The sequence below is a fragment of the Paenibacillus nanchangensis genome (genome assembly GCF_046543445.1).
Taxonomy (GTDB): Bacteria; Bacillota; Bacilli; order Paenibacillales; family Paenibacillaceae; genus Paenibacillus_AQ; species Paenibacillus_AQ nanchangensis.
The window spans coordinates 23,207-44,950 of sequence record NZ_JBHOFD010000025.1 but is presented as its reverse complement, the minus strand read 5'-3'; the positions used below and the strand labels follow the sequence as shown (position 1 = coordinate 44,950).

At 55.4% G+C, this 21,744-nt stretch carries 17 protein-coding genes and 1 pseudogene; 9 read left to right on the top strand and 9 right to left on the bottom strand.

From position 1 onward, the window contains the following. Positions 1–59: 59 nt before the first annotated feature. Positions 60–827 (bottom strand): type I 3-dehydroquinate dehydratase, encoded by a 768-nt coding sequence (aroD, locus tag ACE6ED_RS19540; RefSeq protein WP_410828931.1) that lies wholly within the window; start codon positions 825–827, stop codon positions 60–62. A gap of 125 nt (positions 828–952) precedes the next feature. Here aroD and ACE6ED_RS19535 point away from each other — a divergent pair. Beyond that, positions 953–1,458, top strand: a pseudogene (locus ACE6ED_RS19535) (threonine synthase); the annotation flags it as partial. Between the two features lie 207 nt (positions 1,459–1,665). Here the strand turns inward: ACE6ED_RS19535 and ACE6ED_RS19530 are convergent. Beyond that, positions 1,666–2,949, bottom strand: a complete 1,284-nt coding sequence (locus ACE6ED_RS19530; RefSeq protein WP_410828929.1) for a PucR family transcriptional regulator — start codon at positions 2,947–2,949, stop codon at positions 1,666–1,668. A 119-nt stretch (positions 2,950–3,068) separates the two neighbouring features. Here ACE6ED_RS19530 and ACE6ED_RS19525 point away from each other — a divergent pair, with 119 nt between their 5' ends. Genes ACE6ED_RS19525 through ACE6ED_RS19515 form a run of 3 tightly spaced genes read left to right on the top strand, consistent with a single transcriptional unit; the run spans position 3,069 to position 6,686 of the window. Next, complete coding sequence (locus tag ACE6ED_RS19525) at positions 3,069–5,009, top strand: oxidoreductase (protein ID WP_410828927.1); 1,941 nt, start codon at positions 3,069–3,071, stop codon at positions 5,007–5,009. 21 nt (positions 5,010–5,030) lie between these two features. Then, the gene (locus tag ACE6ED_RS19520; protein WP_410828926.1) at positions 5,031–5,855 is read left to right on the top strand and encodes an acetoacetate decarboxylase family protein; all 825 of its coding nucleotides are present in this window, start codon (positions 5,031–5,033) and stop codon (positions 5,853–5,855) included. Between the two features lie 57 nt (positions 5,856–5,912). Beyond that, positions 5,913–6,686, top strand: coding sequence for an SDR family NAD(P)-dependent oxidoreductase (locus ACE6ED_RS19515; protein WP_410828924.1), 774 nt, complete (start codon positions 5,913–5,915; stop codon positions 6,684–6,686). Positions 6,687–7,171: 485 nt separating this feature from the next. Here the strand turns inward: ACE6ED_RS19515 and ACE6ED_RS19510 are convergent, their stop codons facing one another. Continuing rightward, the gene (locus ACE6ED_RS19510; RefSeq protein WP_410828923.1) at positions 7,172–7,342 is read right to left on the bottom strand and encodes a hypothetical protein; all 171 of its coding nucleotides are present in this window, start codon (positions 7,340–7,342) and stop codon (positions 7,172–7,174) included. Between the two features lie 37 nt (positions 7,343–7,379). On the opposite strand from ACE6ED_RS19510, the gene glgP reads away from it, so the two are divergent. Further along, the gene (glgP, locus tag ACE6ED_RS19505; RefSeq protein WP_410828921.1) at positions 7,380–8,996 is read left to right on the top strand and encodes an alpha-glucan family phosphorylase; all 1,617 of its coding nucleotides are present in this window, start codon (positions 7,380–7,382) and stop codon (positions 8,994–8,996) included. A gap of 166 nt (positions 8,997–9,162) precedes the next feature. Here the strand turns inward: glgP and ACE6ED_RS19500 are convergent, their stop codons facing one another. Both ACE6ED_RS19500 and ACE6ED_RS19495 read right to left on the bottom strand, forming a co-directional pair. Then, positions 9,163–9,369 carry a helix-turn-helix transcriptional regulator gene (locus ACE6ED_RS19500; protein WP_410828920.1) on the bottom strand — a complete coding sequence of 69 codons (207 nt, stop codon included), beginning with the start codon at positions 9,367–9,369 and terminating at the stop codon, positions 9,163–9,165. 1 nt (position 9,370) lies between these two features. Further along, a complete protein-coding gene (locus ACE6ED_RS19495) occupies positions 9,371–9,688 on the bottom strand; it encodes a DUF6442 family protein (RefSeq protein WP_410828918.1) in 318 nt (105 codons plus the stop codon). Positions 9,689–9,916: 228 nt separating this feature from the next. Here ACE6ED_RS19495 and katA point away from each other — a divergent pair, with 228 nt between their 5' ends. From katA to ACE6ED_RS19475, 4 genes are all read left to right on the top strand, one after another. Further along, positions 9,917–11,371, top strand: a complete 1,455-nt coding sequence (gene katA, locus ACE6ED_RS19490) for a catalase KatA (protein WP_410828916.1) — start codon at positions 9,917–9,919, stop codon at positions 11,369–11,371. Positions 11,372–11,674: 303 nt separating this feature from the next. Next, a complete protein-coding gene (locus tag ACE6ED_RS19485; protein WP_410828914.1) occupies positions 11,675–12,592 on the top strand; it encodes an aldo/keto reductase in 918 nt (305 codons plus the stop codon). Between the two features lie 200 nt (positions 12,593–12,792). After that, complete coding sequence (locus ACE6ED_RS19480; RefSeq protein WP_410828912.1) at positions 12,793–13,254, top strand: carboxymuconolactone decarboxylase family protein; 462 nt, start codon at positions 12,793–12,795, stop codon at positions 13,252–13,254. A 13-nt stretch (positions 13,255–13,267) separates the two neighbouring features. Beyond that, positions 13,268–14,230 carry a sigma-70 family RNA polymerase sigma factor gene (locus tag ACE6ED_RS19475; RefSeq protein ID WP_410828911.1) on the top strand — a complete coding sequence of 321 codons (963 nt, stop codon included), beginning with the start codon at positions 13,268–13,270 and terminating at the stop codon, positions 14,228–14,230. A 139-nt stretch (positions 14,231–14,369) separates the two neighbouring features. Here the strand turns inward: ACE6ED_RS19475 and ACE6ED_RS19470 are convergent, their stop codons facing one another. The 4 genes from ACE6ED_RS19470 to ACE6ED_RS19455 all read right to left on the bottom strand — a co-directional run bounded on the left by ACE6ED_RS19470 (position 14,370) and on the right by ACE6ED_RS19455 (position 21,709). Further along, positions 14,370–16,136, bottom strand: a complete 1,767-nt coding sequence (locus ACE6ED_RS19470) for a methyl-accepting chemotaxis protein (protein ID WP_410828909.1) — start codon at positions 16,134–16,136, stop codon at positions 14,370–14,372. 424 nt (positions 16,137–16,560) lie between these two features. After that, on the bottom strand, positions 16,561–19,299 hold the full coding sequence (locus ACE6ED_RS19465) for an alpha-mannosidase (protein WP_410828907.1): 2,739 nt from the start codon (positions 19,297–19,299) through the stop codon (positions 16,561–16,563). Between the two features lie 30 nt (positions 19,300–19,329). Then, positions 19,330–20,328, bottom strand: a complete 999-nt coding sequence (locus ACE6ED_RS19460; RefSeq protein ID WP_410828906.1) for a glycoside hydrolase family 130 protein — start codon at positions 20,326–20,328, stop codon at positions 19,330–19,332. Between the two features lie 61 nt (positions 20,329–20,389). Further along, positions 20,390–21,709: a glycoside hydrolase family 125 protein gene (locus ACE6ED_RS19455; protein ID WP_410828904.1), complete on the bottom strand. Its 1,320-nt coding sequence runs from the start codon at positions 21,707–21,709 to the stop codon at positions 20,390–20,392. Positions 21,710–21,744: the final 35 nt, after the last annotated feature.

Genomic DNA, 21,744 nt, shown 5'->3' with positions numbered 1-21,744 from the left:
AATAGCGGTAAAAGCACAGGCCCGGCAAGGTTCTCCCTTGCCGGGCCTGTGTACTTGTATTAGCCTTGCAGCCCGCTGTGCTGCCGCTCCAGCAGGGCCCGCAGCTCCGCCGCCGGAATCTGCCCCGGCGCTGAAGCGCGGCCCGCCGATCCAAACGTCACGGCGGACCCAAACACTTCGCCGGCCAGCCGGCTGACCAGTCCAAGCCCGGCCATCGACATTGTAATGATGGGCCGGTCCGCGTACCGCTCGGTCATCACCCGGGTCGCCTCGAGCAGTGTCAGCACATCGCCTGCGCTCTGCGGCATCACCGCAAGCTTGGGCAGATCGCCGCCCAGCTCCTGTGCGCGGCGCAGCCGGGAGATCAACTCCTCCAGCGGCGGCGTCTGGTCAAAATCGTGGCTGGAAACGATGGTATGTACTCCAGCAGCATGCGCCGTATGAATCAAATCCCGCACGATGTCTTCCCCGCTAAAAAGCTCGACATCAATCAAGTCGGCATGTCCCGATGCCGCGGCCGCACGGTTAAGCGCCGCATAAGTTTCGGGAGCGATATCCCGGAGCCCGCCTTCCCGGGCCGTACGAAAGGTGAAGATCAGCGGAAGGTCGCCAGCCGCCGTCCGGATGCGGCCAAGCGCCTCCATCGCAAGCTCCGTATTGTCCGCATGCTCGAAGGCGTCAACCCGCCATTCCACGAGATCGGCCCCAAGCGAAGCCGCAGCCGCGGCCTCCGCTGTCACCGCTTCAAGCGACGATCCCATGAGCGGCACGCACACTTTCGGCCTGCCTTCGCCGATCGCCACCTGCCTGATTTTTAACTTTTTCACCTGCAGCCACGTCTCCCTCTCTTCATCCCTCTCCTACTTTAAAGGAATGTTGTACTGATTATAAAGTATCCCATTTTTGCCCGGAAAGCCAGCCATTTGCCTATCAAATCAAACCAGACACCTAAGAATACAAACCTGGAAGCTTTACCGGTACTTACAGCCCGTCCATGGATATTCAGGTGGCGAGCAATTTGAGCGTTACTTGTACTACCTGCTCGGTGAGGATGCCGTGAAGCTCTCGGAATATATGGCAGGACTGCAATCCGAAGGTTCAATCCGGATTGACGGGGAGCTGTTTGCCCGGGTGCAGGCTGACTTTGCAGCGCTGGGTGTCAAAAACCAGCAGTGTCTTGACACCATCAGCAAATACGACAAAGAATACGGATATCTCCTCGATCCGCATACGGCCTGCAGAGTAGCGGCTTACGAAGCGTTCAGCGGTCCGGATGAAGTAGCAATCAGCTTCGCTACCGCCCATCCAGCCAAATTCGACGAGGCGATTGCATTGACCGGCATCAAGCAGGAGTTCCCGGCGCAGATTTCCGCGCTGTTCTCCATGCCGCAGCATCAGACCGTCGTAGAGCATGACAAAGCGCAGATTGTGCGTGAGCTGCTGGCTTTTTACAGATAAACCAGACTGCTGGCGGCTTAACTAACCAGCAACGGTGATTATAAACGCCAAGAGCCCCGTTCTTCGTCTGAAGAAGGGGGCTCTTGGCGTTTTTGAAGCTGCGCACTAAGGCTGCGAATATAAGCCTGCACACATAAAGCTGTGCATATAAGGCTATGCACATAAGGCTGCGCAAAAGGCCGCGATCTGCTCATGCTGATTTATCATTTAAATGCCCCGCACTGCTGCCTGCTGCTGTTCCCTGGCCTTTTCGCAGAAATCGGCGACTTTATAGGAGATGTAAAAGGACAGCATTTTTTCTGAATCGGAGAAATCGGTCTCCAGCAGTCTGGCGATATGATCCAATTTATACCGGAGGGTATTCCGGTGAATATAGAGCTCGTCGGAAGCGAGCTGCATGTTCCGGTTATTTTTAAGATAAACAAAAAAGGTCTGGTACAGGGCGGACTGATGGGCAGCGTCGTATTCCTGCAGCCTCAGCAGCTCCGGATGACGGTATACCTGCTCCCCGCCGGCTACCGCCTCGGCAGAAAGCAGCTCATAGAGCTGGACATCGGCATACCAGGTCAGCTGCTGCCTAGGGCAGAGAATCCGGCCGATGCGGATTGCGCTTAAGGCTTGCAGGTAGTGCATTCTGCACCGGGTCAGGCTGGAGAACATGCTGCTGAGACCTATGGTGATGCCGGTCTGGTCCAGAAACTGCTGGAGCTGACTGCTGCGGGCAAGCTCTTTGGAGAACATTCCGTCATGGATCATCACGATCCGGCCTTCGTAATAGCTGCAGGGACTGCCGGGAAACAGCTGTTGTAAACGTTCTCTTAAATAGTCATCATAACGGCCTGTTCCCTCATAGCGGGTTAGATCAAATAGCAGTACAGCCAGTTGTGGGCCGAACTTTAGACCTGCCGATAACATCCGGTCCCGGATCATGCCGGACTCCTGAAGCTGTTGATCCAGCAGCCCGCAGATGAAATCCTCCACTTTTATATTCTTGGCGTTGCGGTAATAACTGCTCTTGCCCATCTCTTCCGCCAGGATGGTGGCCGCAACCGCCAGCAGCTCGGGATCCCTGGGCCGGAAAGGGGCCCTGCAGCCGAGCAGCAGCACGTTGCCGACTTGCTTACCGCCTACTTTTATTTTGGCGATCAGCTTGGTATTTGCCGTCTCTTCGCAGGTAACTTCATACGCAGCATCCGTCTGTTTTCCCCGCCTTACACTTTCCATCCGGTTCACAGCCGCAATAAAGTCATATGAGCAGTAACCCTTGCGGATATTCTCTTTCCACAGATAATCGTCGATATCTTCCTCGCCGGAGTGGGCCACAATCTTGAAGCTTGCGTCAAACACAATCACGGGATTTCCCAGCAGCCCTGCGGCTGTGTTCACAATGGCCGGCAAGCCTGCACCAGAAATGTATGCTGTGAACAAAGATGCGGTATAGTGCTCCACTTCGATTCGTTCAAGCTGCAGCTCATTTAAGGTAACATCCATTGGTATCGCCCCCTAATGATCATAGTGCAATCTGCACTATAAAGAAGTGATTTTTGGTGCTTGTAAATATATTCACAATATATCCGGAGCCTTACACTATAGGTGGAGGTGCTGAGCAGATGAAATATGAGAAACTGTTTGCAGCAGGACAAATAGGAGGTCTCACCCTGAAGAACCGGATTGTCATGCCGGCAATGGGCACGTCACTGGCAGCGGCCAGCGGTGAAGCCTCGGATGAAATGATTGCTTTCTATGAAGAACGTGCCGCCGGAGGCTGCGGCCTGATTATTACAGAGATTACCCGGGTGGATAACGAAACGGGTGTGGGAACCCCCAATCAGCTGAATGCAAGCGATCTGCTGTTCGTTCCGCGGCTGGAGAAACTGGCGAGGGCTGTTCACCGCCATGACAGCAAAATTTTCCTCCAACTGCAGCATCCCGGACGGCAGAATCACGGGAGGATAATTGGCGGCAGGCAGATTGTGGCGCCAAGCGCGGTCATGTCCTCGGCGATCGGGGAAATGCCCCGGGAGCTGTCTATGGAAGAGGTTGAAGGGCTGGTCCGCAAATTCGTCTTCGGCGCGGTTATCGCCATGGCGGCAGGGATCGACGGCGTGGAAATCCATGGTGCCCACGGATATCTGATCGGGCAGTTTCTAAGTCCGCTGACCAATCTGCGGACTGACAAATACGGCGGTTCACTGGAAGGCAGAATGCGCTTCCTCAGTGAGATTGTTCAAGGCATCAAGCAGGCCTGCGGGAGCGGATTTCCCGTATCCGTGCGAATCGACGGGGATGAATTTGTGCCTGGAGGCATTACGCTGGAAGAAGCGCTGCTCACAGCGGAACATCTGGAACAGATCGGTGTGGACTGCATCAATGTAAGTGCTGGCACCTATGAATCTTCCAATACGATCATTGAGCCGATCTCCTACCCGCAAGGGTGGAAAAAACATCTTGCCGCAGCCATGAAGCAGGCCGTTCAGATTCCGGTAATTGCTTGTGATGTAATCCGCCAACCTGAGTTTGCCGAGAGTCTGCTTCAGGAGGGAAATACGGATTTCGTGGCCCTCGGAAGAGCCCAGCTGGCTGATCCGGAGTGGGGGAATAAGGCGGCAGAAGGCCGTGAAGCCGAGATCAGAACCTGCATCTCCTGCCTGTATTGTATCCAGGAAGTGATGGAGTGCAAGGTCATCAAGTGCGCCGTCAATGCGCGTGCCGGGCGGGAGCTCGAATTCGCCGAGCCGCCACGAGATGGCGGCGGCAGGGTGGTAGCCGTGATCGGCGGCGGTCCGGCAGGCATGGAGGCTGCACGGATTCTGGCGCTGCGGGAGTTCAAGCCGGTGCTGTTTGAGGCACGGGATGTGCTGGGAGGCAGCGTGGACCTGGGAAGCCGCCCGCCGCTCAAAGAGAAGCTGAACTGGTTCATCGCCAATATGCGGCATCAGCTGGAGCAGCTGAATGTGGATGTCCGGCTCTCGGCGGAACCTACACTGGAGCAGCTGAAATCGCTCCAGCCGTATGCGGTATTTGTCGCTGCCGGGGCACGGCCGATTGTGCCCCCCATTCCGGGAGTGGAGAAGGCGGCGGTCTGTACGGTTGTCGACGTGTTAAGCGGTGCAGCTGTAATCAAGAACAAGCGGGCGGTAGTCATCGGCTCCGGCATGACAGGCCTTGAGACGGCGGAATATCTTGCCGCGCACGGGAATCAGGTTACAGTTGTGGAAATGCAGCCCCGGGTTGGCCCGGATGCGTATCTTCCGAACCTGATCGACATTGTTACCCGGCTGAAAAAGAGCGGGGTAGAACTGCTGGCTTCCACGAAGCTGGTGGAAGTGCAGGACGGAGCCATTGTGCTGGAGAACAGTGCCACGGGTGAAACCTCTGTGAAGGAAGCAGATGCCGTAGTTCTGTCCATTGGAGTTGCACCTGAGCGTTCATTCACGGAAAAGCTCAGGCTGGCCCTTCCAAAGGTGAAGGTGATCGGTGATGCCGGCAAGCCCGGCAGAATCGGGCAGGCGATTCAGTCCGGCTTCGAGACAGCTTTTGTTCTCAATTGATACTAAATTCAAGGAGGATCAATGATGGGAAGTTTTGTGAAAAGTTTCGAAGATATCAAGAAGTACGGAGGCAGACCGACCACGTTCTATGATGCAGAGATGCTTACGGTGTATTGGGAGACGAACCCGGAGATTATCGGACGCCTGCTGCCGAAGCCGCTGAAGCCTGCCAGCCGTCCGCTCGTCAATGCGTTTGTGGCTGACTATCCGGCAACGAACTTCTGCCCGCCTTACCGTGAAGCCGGATTGTTCGTACTCGCCGATTACAACGGACAGTTGGGCAACTACTGTCTGTCCATGCCGATAACGAGCGATATCGGTATGGCAATGGGCCGCGAAGTCTGCGGACTGCCCAAAAAGATGGCCGAGATCAGCCTGAACCGTTCGGAACACACCTTCGAAGGGGGGATCAGCCGGCATGGCATTGACTTTTTCAGCGTAAAAGCCGTTATGGAGGACCGCTTCAATGACGGCGAGGCTGGAGGGATTCTGGAGCAATATTACGGCAAGGACATTCCTTTATACAACATCAAGTATGCCAATGCGGTTGACGGAAGCGGATTTGATCTCATGCCTGCGCTGGTGACCCAGCGGCTGGCCAGTGATGTCAAGGTGTATAAGGCTGCCGAGGCTTCGATTACCTTCCGTGAGTCTCCGCATGATCCATGGAGTGAGCTTGAAGTCGTGAACATGCTGGGAGCAGTCTATACCGTCAGCACAAATGTGCTGGAAAAAGGAAAAGTGCTGGAGCAGCTCCATCCGATGGAGTTCCTGCCCTATTGTTATCTCCGCTGGGACTGGTGGGAGAACAAGCTGCAGCCGGAATATACTCCATCGTCCTTATAAGCCGGGAACACGGCATTAGCAGAACCGGATTACCAAACGAATTCAGGAGGGTTTGTGATGAACAATCTTTTTGACTTAACGGGTAAAACAGCGATTGTGGCGGGTGCATCCAGCGGGATCGGTGTGGAGTTTGCGGAAATGCTTGCGGAGCAAGGGGCGGATGTAGCCATAATGGCCCGAAGATATGACAAGTTGACAGCGGTGGCTGAGAAGATTACGGCGCAATATCCGGAACGCCGGATTATCCCCATTGAATGCGACGTAACGAAAGAAGTCCAAATTATTGCTGCGATTCAAAAAGTAATCGCGGAGTTCGGCAAAATCGACATCCTGCTGAACAATGCCGGCGTAGTCGATTCCGTGCCGATTGAGGCGCTGGAGGAGGAAGCCTGGGACCGGGTGCTTGATACCGATCTGAAGGGTGTATTCCTGATGTCCAAACATGTAATCCGCCATATGAAGGAACGGAAATACGGCCGGATTGTTAATACCGCCTCCATGCTGGGGCTGACCGCTTCGGCGTCCATTCCGACACATTCTTATAATGCAGCCAAGGGCGGAGTGATTCACCTGACCCGCGGGGTGGCAGCAACCTATGCGAAACACGGAATTACGGTCAATGCGATCGGACCCAGCCTGTTCAAGAGCGAAATGACGGAGCATACGCTTTTTTCGGAGCAGGCATTGAAAATGTACAACGCCGTATGCCCGATGGGCCGTCCCGGCAATCCCGGTGAGCTGAATGGTGCTGTGTTGTATTTTGCTTCGGATGCCTGCAGCTATACTACGGGGCAAACATTATTTGTTGACGGAGGCTGGACAATTATATAATCCGGGAATGTTGTGAGGAAAAGCGCCTGCATTTATGCAGGTGCTTTTTTTCACTTGCCGAACCTATCGGAATTTGTCGGAAATTACCCCTGAAAAGCACATGACTACCCTGTTGAGTGTTTAATAAGCTCAGCGGCATATCCCATCCGCTTTCCGCAAGCGGCGAATCTCATCCAACCAGGCTTCAGCCCTCCTATCCTACTAGTGCTACGCCCTCTTATTCTATTAAGGCTCAGTGGATCCCGTGCTGAGAAGCCCCGCTCTGCAACCGCTGAACGGCCGCTCGCCCATTCAGCGCAGGCCGGGGTTGTACAGCAAGAAATGCATGTTTGGGATAGCCCCACTTTTACCCGGACCTGCACCGGCGCCAGAAACCGGCTATACAACCAATATCAGGATATGCTATGATAGACCCGAAATCGCTTACAGAGGGATGTCCGACAGCCGTTTGAGCAAACGATTGCACAAACAGCAAAAGCGCTTGATTATCTATCTACCAGACAGATGGCACTATCCGGTGCATCCGGCCCTGGCTGCTTGCTGCTGTCTTCCGCTGTCTTCTGCTGCCTGCTGCTTGCTTCCTGCTCATCCGAACCGCTTAGCGGCAGCCTGCAACCCGGCGTCCCTGCAGCATGAATCCGCACACGAAGCATCATTTCCGCCTTACCAATACGGATCAGGAGGTTTGATCAAGTGAGTGAGAAGAAAAAGCCAACCGTCGCTTATTTCAGCATGGAGTACGGACTGCATTCCGATTTCAAAATGTACGCTGGAGGGCTCGGCATTCTAGCAGGCGACTACATCAAGGGAGCCAAGGACATTGGCGCGCCAATCGTCCCCATTGGTTTAAAATGGAAGCAGGGCTATACGGACCAGCAAATCGGCCCGGACGGCAAGCCTTATGATTCCTATCATAATTACGAGTATGATTTTTTGGAGGATACAGGCGTTAAAGTCACCGTGAAGATTCGCAAAACCGATGTCGTCTGTAAAGTGTGGAAGACCGACCGGTTCGGCAACAATCCGCTGTATTTGCTCGACACGGACATCCCCGAGAACGGCGACACTTGGATTACGGGGCAGCTGTACGGCTGGTTTGGCGAGGAGCGGATTGCGCAGGAAATTGTTCTTGGCATCGGCGGCGTCAAAGCTATGCGCGCACTGGGCATCCCGATCGACGTATATCACTTTAATGAGGGCCATGCGGCTTTGGCCGCAATCGAACTGATCCGCGAAAAAATGAGCGGCGGCAGCACCTTCGAAGAAGCCTGGAAAGCGACGCGCCAGGAAGTGGTGTTCACCACCCATACGCCGATCAAAGAGGGCAACGAAACTCATCCGCTGGATCGGCTGGAGTATATGGGCGCTTTTAACGGGCTGACCCGCAGCCAGATGGAGCGCATCGGCGGCGAGCCGTTTAACATGACAGTCGCCGGGCTCCGGTTATCCCGGATCTCAAACGGCGTTGCCGAGCTGCATGCGGTTACGGCAAATAAAATGTGGAAAGAAGTTGCCGGTCGGTCGCCCATTATCGCCATCACCAATGCGATCCACACGCCAACCTGGGTCGACGAACGGATCACCCGGGCGTATGAGGCGGACGGCGATCTCTGGGGGACCCATACCGAAATCAAGGGCGAGCTGATCGACTTTATCGAGCAGCGCTCCGGCACGCAGTTGAATCCGGATCACCTGCTGATCGGCTTTTCCCGCCGGGCGGCTCCGTATAAGCGCAGCGATCTGATCTTCTCCCAGCCGGAAGTGATAGAGCCCTACCTGCAAAGCGGCAAAATCCAGATCGTCTTCTCCGGCAAAGCCCATCCGCTCGACGATACCGGCAAACGGATTGTCAGCAATCTGGTGGCGATGATGCGCAAATACCCGAACAGCGTTGTCTTCCTGGAGAATTACGATATGACCATTGGCGCCATGCTGACCCGCGGCTCCGACGTTTGGCTCAACAATCCGCGCCGTCCGCTGGAGGCGAGCGGCACCTCGGGAATGAAAGCCGCAATGAACGGCGTGCTGAACTGCTCCATCCTTGACGGCTGGTGGCCGGAAGCCTGCATCGACGGCGAAAACGGCTGGCAGATCGGAGATGGGTTCGAAACGACCGACTTTGAAGTGCTCGACAAGCATGACAGCGACGCCTTATTCGATACGCTGCTGAACCGCGTCCTTCCAGTTTACTACGACGACCGCGAGCAGTGGGTGCGGATGATGAAGCGAAGCATCCAGACTACCCGCGAAGCCTTCGCCACCCGCCGGATGCTGGAGGAATACTATAACAAGATGTACATGAAAGAGTAAATATCTGCTTATACACCCGGGGTCACACGGGAACCAAAATTCTGTCCAGATCTTTATAACTTGATCCGATTTTTACGCAACTTAAAACCCTCGCCCGCGAAGCGAGCGAGGGTTTTAAGACGTGCGACTTTTCTCGAACCATCAGATTGGGATTTTTTATTAACACTTAAAAATAAAACAATTCTTCGAATTTCTTATCTAGTGCAATGCATAAGATCAATGCCAATTTCGCGGTAGGATTGAACTGCCCCGTCTCTATGGAACTTATAGTATTTCTCGATACCCCGACCATCTCAGCCAATTGTGCCTGCGACAGTTTAAGCTCCGCACGCGCTTCCCGCAGATTATTTTTTAAAATCAGCTGTTCACTCATGCTAATTCTTCACTCCGAAAATATAAAGAATTACAAAGGAAAGGCCTATAATGCTTCCGAAAATGAATTTCAATAAATCTATCTTTTTAAGGGTAACCTTGTATAGTCCAAGACCTTCGCACCCAAGGTAGCCAAAAAACAGGGCTATTAATGCAAAGTTTGTTTCTTGTAAATCATTGTACAGATTAAAAAGCGCCAATAGTAGAAATACCCCTGCCATGCCAATGACTCCACTTTTTCTTCCTTTGCTTAAGGCAAATTCTTTTCCCTCATCTCTTTTTTCTTCCCTGCTTTTTTTCAATACTTCATCCTTATTCATACAAAGATCTCCTCTCTGTTTCACGGATGATGACAAGAAAACTTGTTATCATCATTATAACTATGCAAAGTTTTCTTGTCATCACTTTTCGCCAAGTTTTCTATGCAAAATTTCAACACCAAAATTTGTAGTTTATAATAATTATAAAAAAGTATTGATTTCTACATATTTATTTACTATGATACTTATACTTAATCTAAAATCAATTTAACGGGGTGACAGTAAATTATGAGCCACAACAACCATTTAACTACCAGCTGGGGAGCGCCGGTCGGCGACAACCAGCATTCGATGACCGCGGGCTCCCGCGGTCCTACATTGATTCAGGATGTCCATCTGCTTGAGAAGCTGGCCCACTTTAACCGGGAGCGGGTGCCGGAACGTGTTGTGCATGCGAAAGGTGCAGGGGCGCACGGTTATTTTGAAGTAACCAATGGAATGAGCGCCTACACCAAGGCGGATCTGTTCTCGGAAGCCGGCAAGCGCACCCCGATGTTCATCCGCTTCTCGACGGTTGCCGGAGAACTCGGCTCGGCCGATACCGTCCGCGATCCCCGCGGTTTTGCGGTGAAATTTTATACAAATGAAGGCAACTACGATCTGGTCGGCAACAACACCCCCGTCTTTTTTATCCGGGATGCCATCAAATTTCCTGATTTCATTCATACGCAAAAACGCCATCCGCAGACCCATCTGAAAAACCCGAACGCGGTCTGGGATTTCTGGTCGCTATCTCCCGAGTCGCTGCATCAGGTAACGATTTTGATGTCCGACCGGGGGATTCCGGCGACGCTGCGCCATATGCACGGCTTCGGCAGCCACACCTTCAAGTGGGTAAATGCGGAGGGGCAGGCCGTCTGGGTGAAATACCATTTTAAAACCGAACAAGGCGTCCGGAACCTGGATGTGGACCTCGCGGCCAAAATTGCCGGGGAGAACCCCGACTACCATACCGAGGATTTGTTCAACGCGATTGCCTCCGGCGACTTCCCGTCCTGGAAGCTGTACGTGCAGATCATGCCGCTGGAAGACGCGAATACGTACCGTTTTGATCCATTTGATGTAACCAAGGTATGGTCGCAAAAAGATTACCCGCTGATCGAAGTGGGCCGCATGGTGCTCGACCGCAATCCGGAAAATTACTTTGCCGAGGTGGAGCAGGCCACGTTCTCGCCGGGCTCGTTCGTTCCTGGCATTGAAGCGTCGCCGGACAAAATGCTGCAGGGCCGCCTCTTCGCCTACTCCGACGCTCACCGCTATCGGGTTGGCGCCAACCATAACAGCCTGCCGATCAACCGGCCGAAGGCGGAAGTGCACAACTATCAGCGCGACGGCCAGATGCGCCACGACGGCAACGGCGGCGGCTCCGTCTACTACGAGCCGAACAGCTTTGGCGGACCGCAGGAATCCCCCGCTCACCGTACGGCTCCGTTTGAGGTGACCGGCCAGGCGGACAGCGTCGCCTACGATCACAACGACCACTACACGCAGGCCGGCGATTTGTACCGTCTGCTTAGCGAAGAAGAACGCAGCCGGCTTGTACGCAACATTGTCGGCGCAATGCGTCCGGTCGAACGGGACGATATCAAGCTGCGCCAGATCGGCCATTTCTTTAAAGCTGATCCGGAATACGGCCGCCGCGTGGCGGAAGGGCTTGGACTGCCGGCGCCTACAGAAGAATAAACCGACGGCTTGTCCGGGATTTTAATCAAGTCCACCCCTTGTCCCTTTTACAGCGCCTATAGCTGACTCAGTCTCTTCGGGGACTTTGACATAGCAAACAGCCGCTTCCTGTCCCCCACAGGAAGCGGCTGTTCTAATTTAAGCAGAATTTTTGTTGCCTCTTGGCGTCAACCTCTTCTTCAGAACCAGTTACCCGATGCATGTTATCCAATGAACCGCCAGCGGTGTTTCTAGGCTCTTGATAACGCTTGCCTGCTTGTGTCACAATCAAACAAGATGCATACAAGAGGAGGCCAATCAAAAATGAGAACGATCAAGCTGGGAAGCAGCAACCTTGATGTGCCCGTAGTGGCGGTGGGATGCATGCGCATCAATTCGCTGGACAAGCCGGAGGCGGAACGTTTCGTACGGTCCGCGCTGGAGCAGGGCGCCAATTTCTTTGACCATGCCGACATATACGGCGGAGGGGATTGCGAAGAGATTTTTGCAGAAGCGGTCGGAATGAATGCCAGCGTGCGCGAACAGCTCATTCTCCAGTCCAAATGCGGAATCCGGCAGGGCATGTTCGATTTTTCAAAAGAGCATATCCTCTCCTCCGTTGACAGCATTTTGTCACGGCTGAAGACCGATTATCTTGACGTGCTGCTGCTGCACCGTCCGGACGCGCTGGTGGAACCGGAGGAAGTCGCGGAAGCGTTCGACCGCCTGGAAAGCTCGGGCAAAGTGCGCCATTTTGGCGTGTCCAACCAAAAGCCGATGCAGATCGAGCTGCTGGCCAAAACAGTCAAACAGCCGCTGGTCGCCAACCAGCTTCAGCTCAGCATCACAAACGCTACCATGATTTCGAACGGAATCAACGTGAACATGGAAAATGAAGCGGCCGTTGACCGCGACGGCAGCGTGCTGGATTACTGCAGGCTCCATGACATCACGATCCAGCCTTGGTCTCCGTTCCAATACGGCTTTTTTGAAGGCGTATTCCTCGGCAGCGATAAGTTCCCGGAATTGAACCAGGAAATCGATAAGCTGGCTGAAAAATACAGCGTCAGCGCCACCGCCATCGCAATCGCCTGGCTCCTCCGCCATCCGGCGAAGATGCAGCCGGTGATCGGAACCATGAACCTTGAGCGGCTGAAAGACTGCTGCCGTGCCGCCGAGATTACGTTGACCCGCGAAGAATGGTACGCCATTTACCGCGCCGCGGGGAACGTGCTGCCTTAAGGCTTGAAGTTCGGCGGCCGGACAGCAAAACGGCACAGTATACAGAAGCCCCGCTCTTGGCGTAAGATTGAACGCAGCAGGCTAACTGCCCGCAGGCGTTTTATCCCCCGCAAGAGCGGGGTTTTATTTTTTTGGAGAAATTGTCACAGAACGGTCCGCTTCCTTGTCTTCTGTATGTACAATAACAGGGAGGGATTAAGATGAAACTTAGAATGAACCACCAGGCGGTTAACCGGACGGCGTATGATACGATGATGGCGATGGAGCAGGCGGTATCCCGCCGGTTCGCGGACAAAGTACTTTATGAGCTGCTGAAGATCCGGGTATCCCAGATTAATGGCTGCGCGTTTTGCCTGGATATGCACGCAAAGGACCTGATGAAACTGGGCGATTATTCGGCTCACATTTTGCTGCTGCCAGTGTGGCGCGAAGCCCCCTGCTTCAGTGAACGGGAGCGCGTTATGCTGGAGTTCGCCGAAGCGGCGGCGCGGATTAGCGACGGCGGGATTCCGGATGAGCTGTACAGCCGGGTAAGAGAGTTTTTTAGCGAAGAAGAATATGTTGATCTGATTATGGCCGTGAATACGATTGGTTCCTGGAACCGGCTTGCAATTGCAACAGGCATGTATCCAGGCTGTTTTGACCGTACTGCAGCCCATTAAGGAGGAGTAGAGGATGGAGGAGATGAGACAACGGCAGCCGGCTGGTGACAGTACGGCCCCGGGCCTGTGGGAGACGTGGTATCTGGAGTACCGCCGCTATGTTTTTGCGGTTTGCTACCGGATGCTCGGTACGGCTGCGGAGGCGGAGGATGCGGTGCAGGACTGCTTTTTGGAGCTTCGCCGCAGACCGCTCGAACAGGTCGCCAATCCTAAAGCCTATTTGGCCAAAATGGCGGTCAACCGCTGCCTGAATCTCCTCTCCTCCGCCCGTAAGCAGCGGGAAGTCTACACGGGAGAGTGGCTGCCTGAGCCGTTGAACGAAGCGGCCGGAACGGATGGATCGCCCGGGGAGCGCCTGGAGCTAGGCGAAGAACTGTCCTACGCCTGTCTGGTTATGCTTGAGCGGCTGAAGCCGGCGGAGCGGGCAGTTTGGCTGCTGCGCGAGGTATTTGAATACGAATATGCGGAAATTGCCGAAATCGTAGACAAATCCGAAAGCAACTGCCGGCAGCTTTTCAGCCGGGCCCGCCGCAGTCTTCCGTCGGGCATGGAGACTATGCCCGCCGTCCAGCTGTCAGCCTCCCGGCGCAGGCTGCTGGACCGGTTTATTGCGGCGTTTTTTGCTCATGATGTGGACGCCATGCTGGAGCTGCTGGCCGACGAACCGGTGTTTACCGCCGATGGCGGCGGCCAGGTGCATTCCGTGCTCAGGCCGATGCATGGACGTAAAGGCGTGCTTGCGCTGCTGACTTCGCGCCGGGTGCTCACCAAGCTTCGCGGCCTCCGCCCGCAAATTGCCGTATTAAACGGCGAAGCGCAGGTGGTTTTTGCCGGTGAGGACGGCATCATCCATGCAGCGCTCTGCCTCGAAATACCGCAGGATGAGGAGCGCCTCCGCTCCTTTTATCTGGTCGTGAACCCCGATAAACTCCGCACGCTTCAAGCTGCACAAACCGATAAACCGGACAGTCCGTAAGGATCGTCCGGTTTATCTTTTGGCGGTTTATCGGTTGTCGGTCTACTGTTTGTCGGTTTATCGGTTTGTCGGTCTATCTGTTTGTCGGTTTATCTGTTTAGGGTTTATCGGTTTGTGGGTCGGGGCAGGAGCTCTGTCATTACGAAGCCTTATCCAACAGCACCGGAGCGGACATCTCGCCGCCGGACACCGGAGCTAAGGGAGCGGCCTCCTCGTCTTTTCCAGTCTGGAACCCGCCTACTCTCTGCTTCAGCTCATCTGACATGCGGCTGAGCATCTCGGCCGACGCGGTCATTTCCTCCATAACGGCCAGCTGCTCCTCCGTAACGGCTGCGGCATTTTGGGACTGTCCGGAGATTGTCCCCGACAGGGTCACCAGCTGGGTCTCCGAGCGCAGCAGCTGTTCAGCAATAGCGGACAGTTCCTCCGTTGCCGCCGATACCTCCTGCGCCTGCTCCGCCAATGCCCGGGTAGAGTCAAGCACTCCATCAAACGCATCTTCGGTCCGGGCGAGTTTCTCCATACCCGACTGGACCTCGTCCGTTCCCGTCTTCATCGAGGCCACCGCCGCTTCCATGTTTGCAATGATCCGCCCCGCAAAAGCGGAGATTTGGCCCGATGCCTGCTCTGTCTCCTCCGACAGCTTTTTGACTTCGCCGGCCACTACGGCAAATCCGGCACCATGCCCGCCCGCCCTTGCAGCCTCTATGGCCGCATTCAAAGCAAGCAGGTTTGTCTGACGCGCAATTTCCCGGATATACTCCGCGATTTTTTGAATCGTCTCCGACTGCTCGCCCAGCTCAAAAATAATGCCGGACGATTCACGGATGCGCTCCTCCACCTGATGCATTTGTCCCGTACTTTCGGCCAGAAGCCGTTTGCCGTCGTCCGCCCGTTTCTTCGCCGATGCCGAGGCATCCGCGGTCCATGCCGCCGCTTCGGCAATCCGGCTTAGGCCCGCTGCGCTCTCCTGCAGCGCCTGGCGGTTCTCGTCAAGGCGTTCCGTCTGGTTGACGGAGGATGTGCTAATCTCCTGTACAGCCGCAGCGATATCCGTTGAGCCTTCAGCGGCTTGGCCGGCGCCTACGGCCAGCTCTCCGGCAGCGGCAGCGACATGATCCGCGTTCTCCCGGATCGCGAGCAAAAGCGACCTTAAGTTGTGCTTCATCTTATTAAATGCGGACGCCATTTCTCCCAGTTCGTCACGCTGCCGGACGTCCACATCCGCACCGGTCAAGTCGCCGGCGGCGATCTGCCCGGCGGCTGCCGCAACCCGGCGGACGGGACGGGCAATCATACGGGTCAGCAGGTAGGCAAGAAGCGCCACCAGCACAAGAGCCAAGCCTACCGCCCCGGCGAGAATCATCCGGATGTCTCCAATCTTTGCTGCCGTCTCCGCTTGGGAAGCGTCAAGCTGCTGCCGCTGGTATTCGGTTAACCGGTCCGCTGTCTCTGTCATCGCCCGGGACAAAGGTACGCATTTTTCCTCGATCCCTTGAATCATCCGGGCATTGTCCCCGTTTTCCTTATATGTACTTAACTCCGCTATAACCGCCGCATATTCCTTCTCCTGCTGTCCCAGCAGATCGGCCAACTCACGGGCCGTATTGCTTTTCAGGCTGGCGCGGAACGTTGCCAGCGTCTCCGCAAACCGGTCGCGTCCCGTCCGGTACCGTTCAAGATGCTCCGGATCGCCGGTCAGCAAATATCCCCGCGCGTCCTTGCTCTGCTCAGACGCGTCGTTTTTCAGCTCCTGCGTCTGTACGATTTTGGTTACTCTGTCCCGCAGCATCTCCTGATAAGCAGCGTTTACCACGTTTAACTCATACCCTCCGATCAATCCCACCATCAACGTGATGATCAGAACCGCGGCAAAACTCAATGTAATTTTGTGTCCTATTTTCATTCCATCTAGCCCCTTCGTAGGATGTTATCTGTGCCTTTATTCCTATATATCCGTTTTCCACCGGCTTGAATCGACAAATTACGAGTTTTAAAAAATAAATATATAAAATTTAATTTTCTATGTTTATGTTTTACAAAACTTATCGATAATTTGTACAATTTTACCTTTATCCCTCCTACTCCCTTCTCCCTGCTGCTCCCTAATCCATATCTCCTGTTCCTTATTCCCTCGCTCCTGTATATAACAAAACAAGGGCCGCTCCAGCCATAAACATGGCGAGGAACAACCCTTGTTATAAAGTCGTACTATTTCAAAATATCCAGGTGCCTTCAGGGAAGAAAACAGCGTGGAACGGTTCGTCAAAAGACCCGTTTACGCGCCGTCCCGGTTTTATCTATCTCCCTCCTGTGTCCTCTCCCAGTACCTATCCCAGCTTCAGGCCAACCGTCACAATTTCACAGCCTCCAACCGGCAGCGATGCTGCCGCCTCTCCATCCGCTGCAAGTGCCTGGCCGGCAGACTCCAGAATGTCGGATTTGTAGACACCGCTGACCGGCAGCCCGGTCTCCAGCCGCAGCGCAGACGCCGAACCCGTCATATTGTACCAGCGCAGCATCAGGTCCCCGCTGGCTTCGCTCCGTTTCAGCGATGAAAAAGCAAGGTTGCCGCCTGCCCACCGGATAGGCGCGTAAGAAGCGGGCAGCGTGCCTTCCTGCAGTTCGGCCTGGACGGCCGTCCAAGGAATCTGGAACTGGTAAGCCGCGGCGTAAGCGCCCGACTGCTCCGGTTGGCCCTGATGCGGAATCAGCAGCATTTCAGCGGTGTGCTCGCCGGGACACTGTGCTTCCGGCGTCGGAAACCAGCCCCAATCGCCCAGCTCGCCGACACAGCGCAGCAGCGTAACCGCAATCGTATTGCGGCCATCCCGCATAACCTCGTATTCATTGAGCCCCAGGTTAGCCACCGTCAGACCGGCCGCTTCTGCTTCGCTCACGGTTACGAACGCCTGCTGATGCTGTGTATTGCTTGGATTGGCCCATTCCGGCGCAGGCTCATTTGGCCGCTTGGCAATCTCGAACATTGAATCCGCCGCATGGAACGCGGTATCCAAGTCCGTCGGGAACAGCATCCGCAACCGGTGATCTTTGGCCGTATTGGTTATAAAAGATTGAATCCGCAGCCCCTCGCCGTCCCGCTCCAGCGAAAGGACGGTGCGCAGCGTCAGCTTGGCTGTTTCGGCAGAGCGCTGGGCTTTCCGCTCCGGATAATACACCAGCGCGCGCTGCTCTTCCTCAAGCCATTCATCCGCCGAAGCCGGAATCTCCCATTCATGCACGATTTCCACAGCCGCGCGGTAAGGCGCATCTTCCAGCACATGAATACTTGCAGTGAGCCCCTTCGTCGTCAGGGCTGTTTCGCCCTCCGGCTGGCGGTACATGTATTCGTTGCCGATGTCGCCCGTATTTTCATATACACCGAGATCGGTGTATATGCGGCCGCTGGCTTTGTGGGTCAGAGTGAACGACCCGTCGTCCGCGATCTCGGCGCGCAAAATACCGTTCTCCAGCACGCGCGCTCCGCTGAGCAGGGACGGCTGCTCAGGGGTTTGCCGTGCGCTTTTCACCCAAGCGTAGGTCCGCAAGCCAAGCGCCGGAATATCCGCTGCCTGGAAGGTGAGCCGTACGCGGCGGCACATAAACGGCTGGCGGAACCGGTCGTTTGGCAGGTCATAGCCGAAGGACAAACCGAGGTCTTCCGCTGTGCAGGCGACCGGCTCCCCTTGTTCGTCGACCAGCACGCGGCCGGACAAGTCGAACGCCTTCATCCGGCGGGCCGTCTCTTCCAGCGTGTACCCTTCGCGCAGATACAGGCGGGAGGCGTCCAGCTCGACGGTTACCGTGCCGCTGCGGCTCCAGCCGCTTGTGTTGGCGACGATAAGCGGCAGCGCTTCTTCGCCATACGCGGCAAACGCCGACGTATCAGCCGCTCCCGCCAGCGTGCGCAGGCTTTCCTCCACGATGCCTTCGGCCACGTGTCTGCTTTTTTCAAACCGGGTCACCATCTCCCGGTGCACTTCGTCCACGCTGCAGCCGCAGATGCTGTCGTGCGGATGATTTTGCATCAGCGTCTTCCACGCATAGGTGAAGAGGTGATGCGGATATTTGCCGCCATGCAGGGACGCGAGCGCGGCCAGGGGTTCGGCTACTTTTTCCAGCATGGCCTGTCCCCGCTGATTCATCTGCTTCAGATAGACGCGCGCCGAAGCGGTGTTGACCAGCGTTCCCCAGCCGTCCGTGCGCTGACTGCGCAGCTCGCCTTTGACCGAAGACAGCTCGCGGCCTTCAATGGCGCGCTCCACCGCAGTCACGTAGTCCGCAAAATTGGAGTGCTTGAATTCCGTATCCGGATACAGCTTCTCCGCTGTCCGGATCGCCTCCGGCAGGTCAAGCTGAAGCGGCTGGTGGTCGCAGCCGTTCATGAACAGCAGCTGATTTGTTGCGGCGAATTTTTCCGCGTCCGCCAGCTTGCGATCCCAAAAAACGCGGGCCTCCGCTTCCCCTGCCGGCACCTCGTTGCCGTTGGAGTACCAGTTGGCGAACAAAATGCCAAGCACCTTCGAGCCGTCCGGCCCTTCCCAAACCAGCTCCGAATAAGAGGATTCGTACCCGTCATCGGAGACCGTATTGTTAAACCCGGTTGGCTTCACGCCCCGTCCAAAAAAGGCGTTGGTAATGCCAGACTGCCGCATCAGCTGCGGAATTTGGCCGGTCAGGCCAAAGGTGTCGGGGAAATAACCGATTTTGGACGGCTGCCCGTACACGGCCGAGTCCTTATGGCCGATCTGCATATTGCGCACATTGGCTTCCGAGCTTGTCAGGAACGCATCCTGAAGGATGTACCAAGGTCCGATAAAAATCCGGCCGCTGCGGATATGGCGCTCCAGACGTTCCCTGTTCTCCGGGCGCACCTGCAGGTAATCTTCAATGATTATCGTCTGTCCGTCGAAGAAAAAACTGCTGAATTCCGGCCCTTGATCCAGCTTATCCAGCAGATCGTCCACCAACTGCACTAGCCGGATGTGATGTTTTTCGTACGGCAGATACCATTCCCGGTCCCAGTGGGTGTGGGAGATGATATGGGCTGTTCTTTTTTTGTCCGTCATATGCGATTCCCCGCTTTCTTTGGAAAAATATTAAGCTTCCGCTTCCAGCGGGTATTTCTCCATATACTCCAGCAGTTCGTCGGCCGTCGTGAAGGCGAGGCCCGTCACGGTATCCGCACAGCCGTAGTAAATTGCGATCCGGCCGGTATCGGCGTCCGTCAGCGCGGCGCACGGAAAAGTCACGTTTGGAACGTCGCCCACGCACTCATACAGCGTCTCCGGTCCAAGAATGTAATAACGCGACCGGGCTTTCACTTTCCACGGCTGATCCCGGTCCAGCAGGGCAACGCCCATCCGGTACACAAATCCGTTGCAGGTGTTGATTACGCCATGGTAAATCAGCAGCCATCCCTTGTCGGTCTCGATCGGCACCGGTCCCGGCCCGATTTTTTTGGACTGCCAGGCAGATGCGTCGCCGTTAACCGTTCCCATCACATAGCGGTGTTTGCCCCAGAACGTCAGATCAGGACTTTCGCTGTAAAAAATATCCCCAAACGGTGTATGCCCCGTATCGCTCGGACGGCTGAGCATCGCGTAACGCTCCCCGATTTTGCGCGGGAACAGGACCCCGTTGCGGTTATAAGGCAGGAAGGCGTTCTCCAACTGGTGGAACGTTTTGAAATCGGTGGTGTACGCAATCCCGATCGTCGGGCCGTGGTAGCCGTTGCACCAGGTGATGTAGTAGCGGTCATCGATTTTGCAGACACGCGGATCGTAGCGGTATTCCCGCTTGGTTACTTCCTCATCGCCTTCGAACTGGATCGGATCGTGATTGATGTTCCAGTTGATGCCGTCGTCGCTAAATCCGGCAAAAATATCCATGCTCACGGACTTGGAATCGCAGCGGAACACGCCGGCATACCCGTCCCCAAACGGCACGACCGCGGAGTTAAACACGCTGTTGGAGCTTGGAATCGCATGGCGCTCGATAATCGGGTTCTGGGAATAGCGCCACACCGGCGCGTTCAGGCCTTGCGGTTTTTCCTGCCACGGTATATTTTTCAGGGACTCGCCAATAATTTTCGTCATGATCAGGTCTCCTTTTCGCTGATAAGTTGGATGGTTAAAAATATCTGGGTTTGCACGCCGCTTACAGCAGCTCCTCTTTCATCGCCCGGTACACCAATTGGGAGAACAGGCTGTTTGACCAGGCAAACCATTTTCGCGTAAACACGTTCGGGTCATCCGCCATAAAGCCTTCATGCATATAGCCGGTGTCGGCGTCGGTTGCTTCGAGCAGGGAGATCATTTCCAGCTTCTCTTCCTTGGTCGCTGCCGTCAGTCCTTGCATGGACAGCGCCATATGCCAGATATAGCCTGGAGGCGTGTGCGGGCTGCCGATGCCGCGGGCCGCTTTTCCCTCGAAGTAAAACGGGTTCTCCTTGCTCAGCGCAAAACGCCGCGTGTTGCGGTAAATGGGATCGTCCGCTCCGGTATAGCCAAGGTAAGGGATGGACATGAGACCCGGCGTACCGGCGTCGTCCATCAGGCAGTAGTTGCCGTACCCGTCGGTTTCGTACGCATAAATCGGCCCGAATTCGGGATGCCGGTAAATGCCGTACAGCTTGATGCCGTGATCAACTTCCAGCTCCAGCTGTTTCAGCTCCGCCAGGAATTCGAGGTCGCGGTACACCCATTCGGCGAACTCCTGCATCTGGCGCAGGGCGACCACCGCAAACATATTGCCCGGGATGTTGTAATGGAAATCGCAAGCGTCGTCGCTGGAACGGAAACCCGACCAGATCATGCCCGTGTAATTGACCGGCATACCCAGCCCGCCGTTTTGCAGCGTATCCTCCATAATGCCGTTGCGGCGTTCAAAACGGTACGGCGACCGCTCAGCATGATGCTGCTCCGTGCGGAACAGGTCGTAAATGACGCGCAGCGCGCGTTTGAAATCGGCCGTGAAAAAGTCGGTTAATCCCGTCTCCTTCCAGTAGGTGTAAGCAAGCCGGACAACAAAGCACAGCGAGTCGATTTCGAACTTGCGCTCCCATACCCATGGGGACATGTCGGTTTGATCCCCCGTGCTCCAGTGCCAGTCGTTCGCGCTTTCGTTAAAAGCGTTGGCGTACGGGTCGATCAGCACATACTGCGTATGCCGCTTGATCAGGCCGCCGATGATGCGCTGCAGCTCCGGGTCCTCCGCGGCAAACGGCACGTAGTGGATCACCTGCTCCACCGAATCCCGCAGCCAGCAGGCGGGAATGTCGCCGGTAATCACGAAGGTGGTGCCGTCGTCCAGCAGCTTGGTTGTTGTCTCCAGCGTGTTCGGGAAACAGTTGCGGAACAGCTGGCGCAGCTTTGGCCGGCCGGCGAGCCGTTCGTCGGCTTCGGCAAGCACCTGCTGGATGGATGCCGGCAGCTCAAGCGCCGGCATGCTGATTTTGGGTAGTCTGAATTGTTCCAAGTCGGGACACTCCTTTGCGGTAACGATATAAGGTT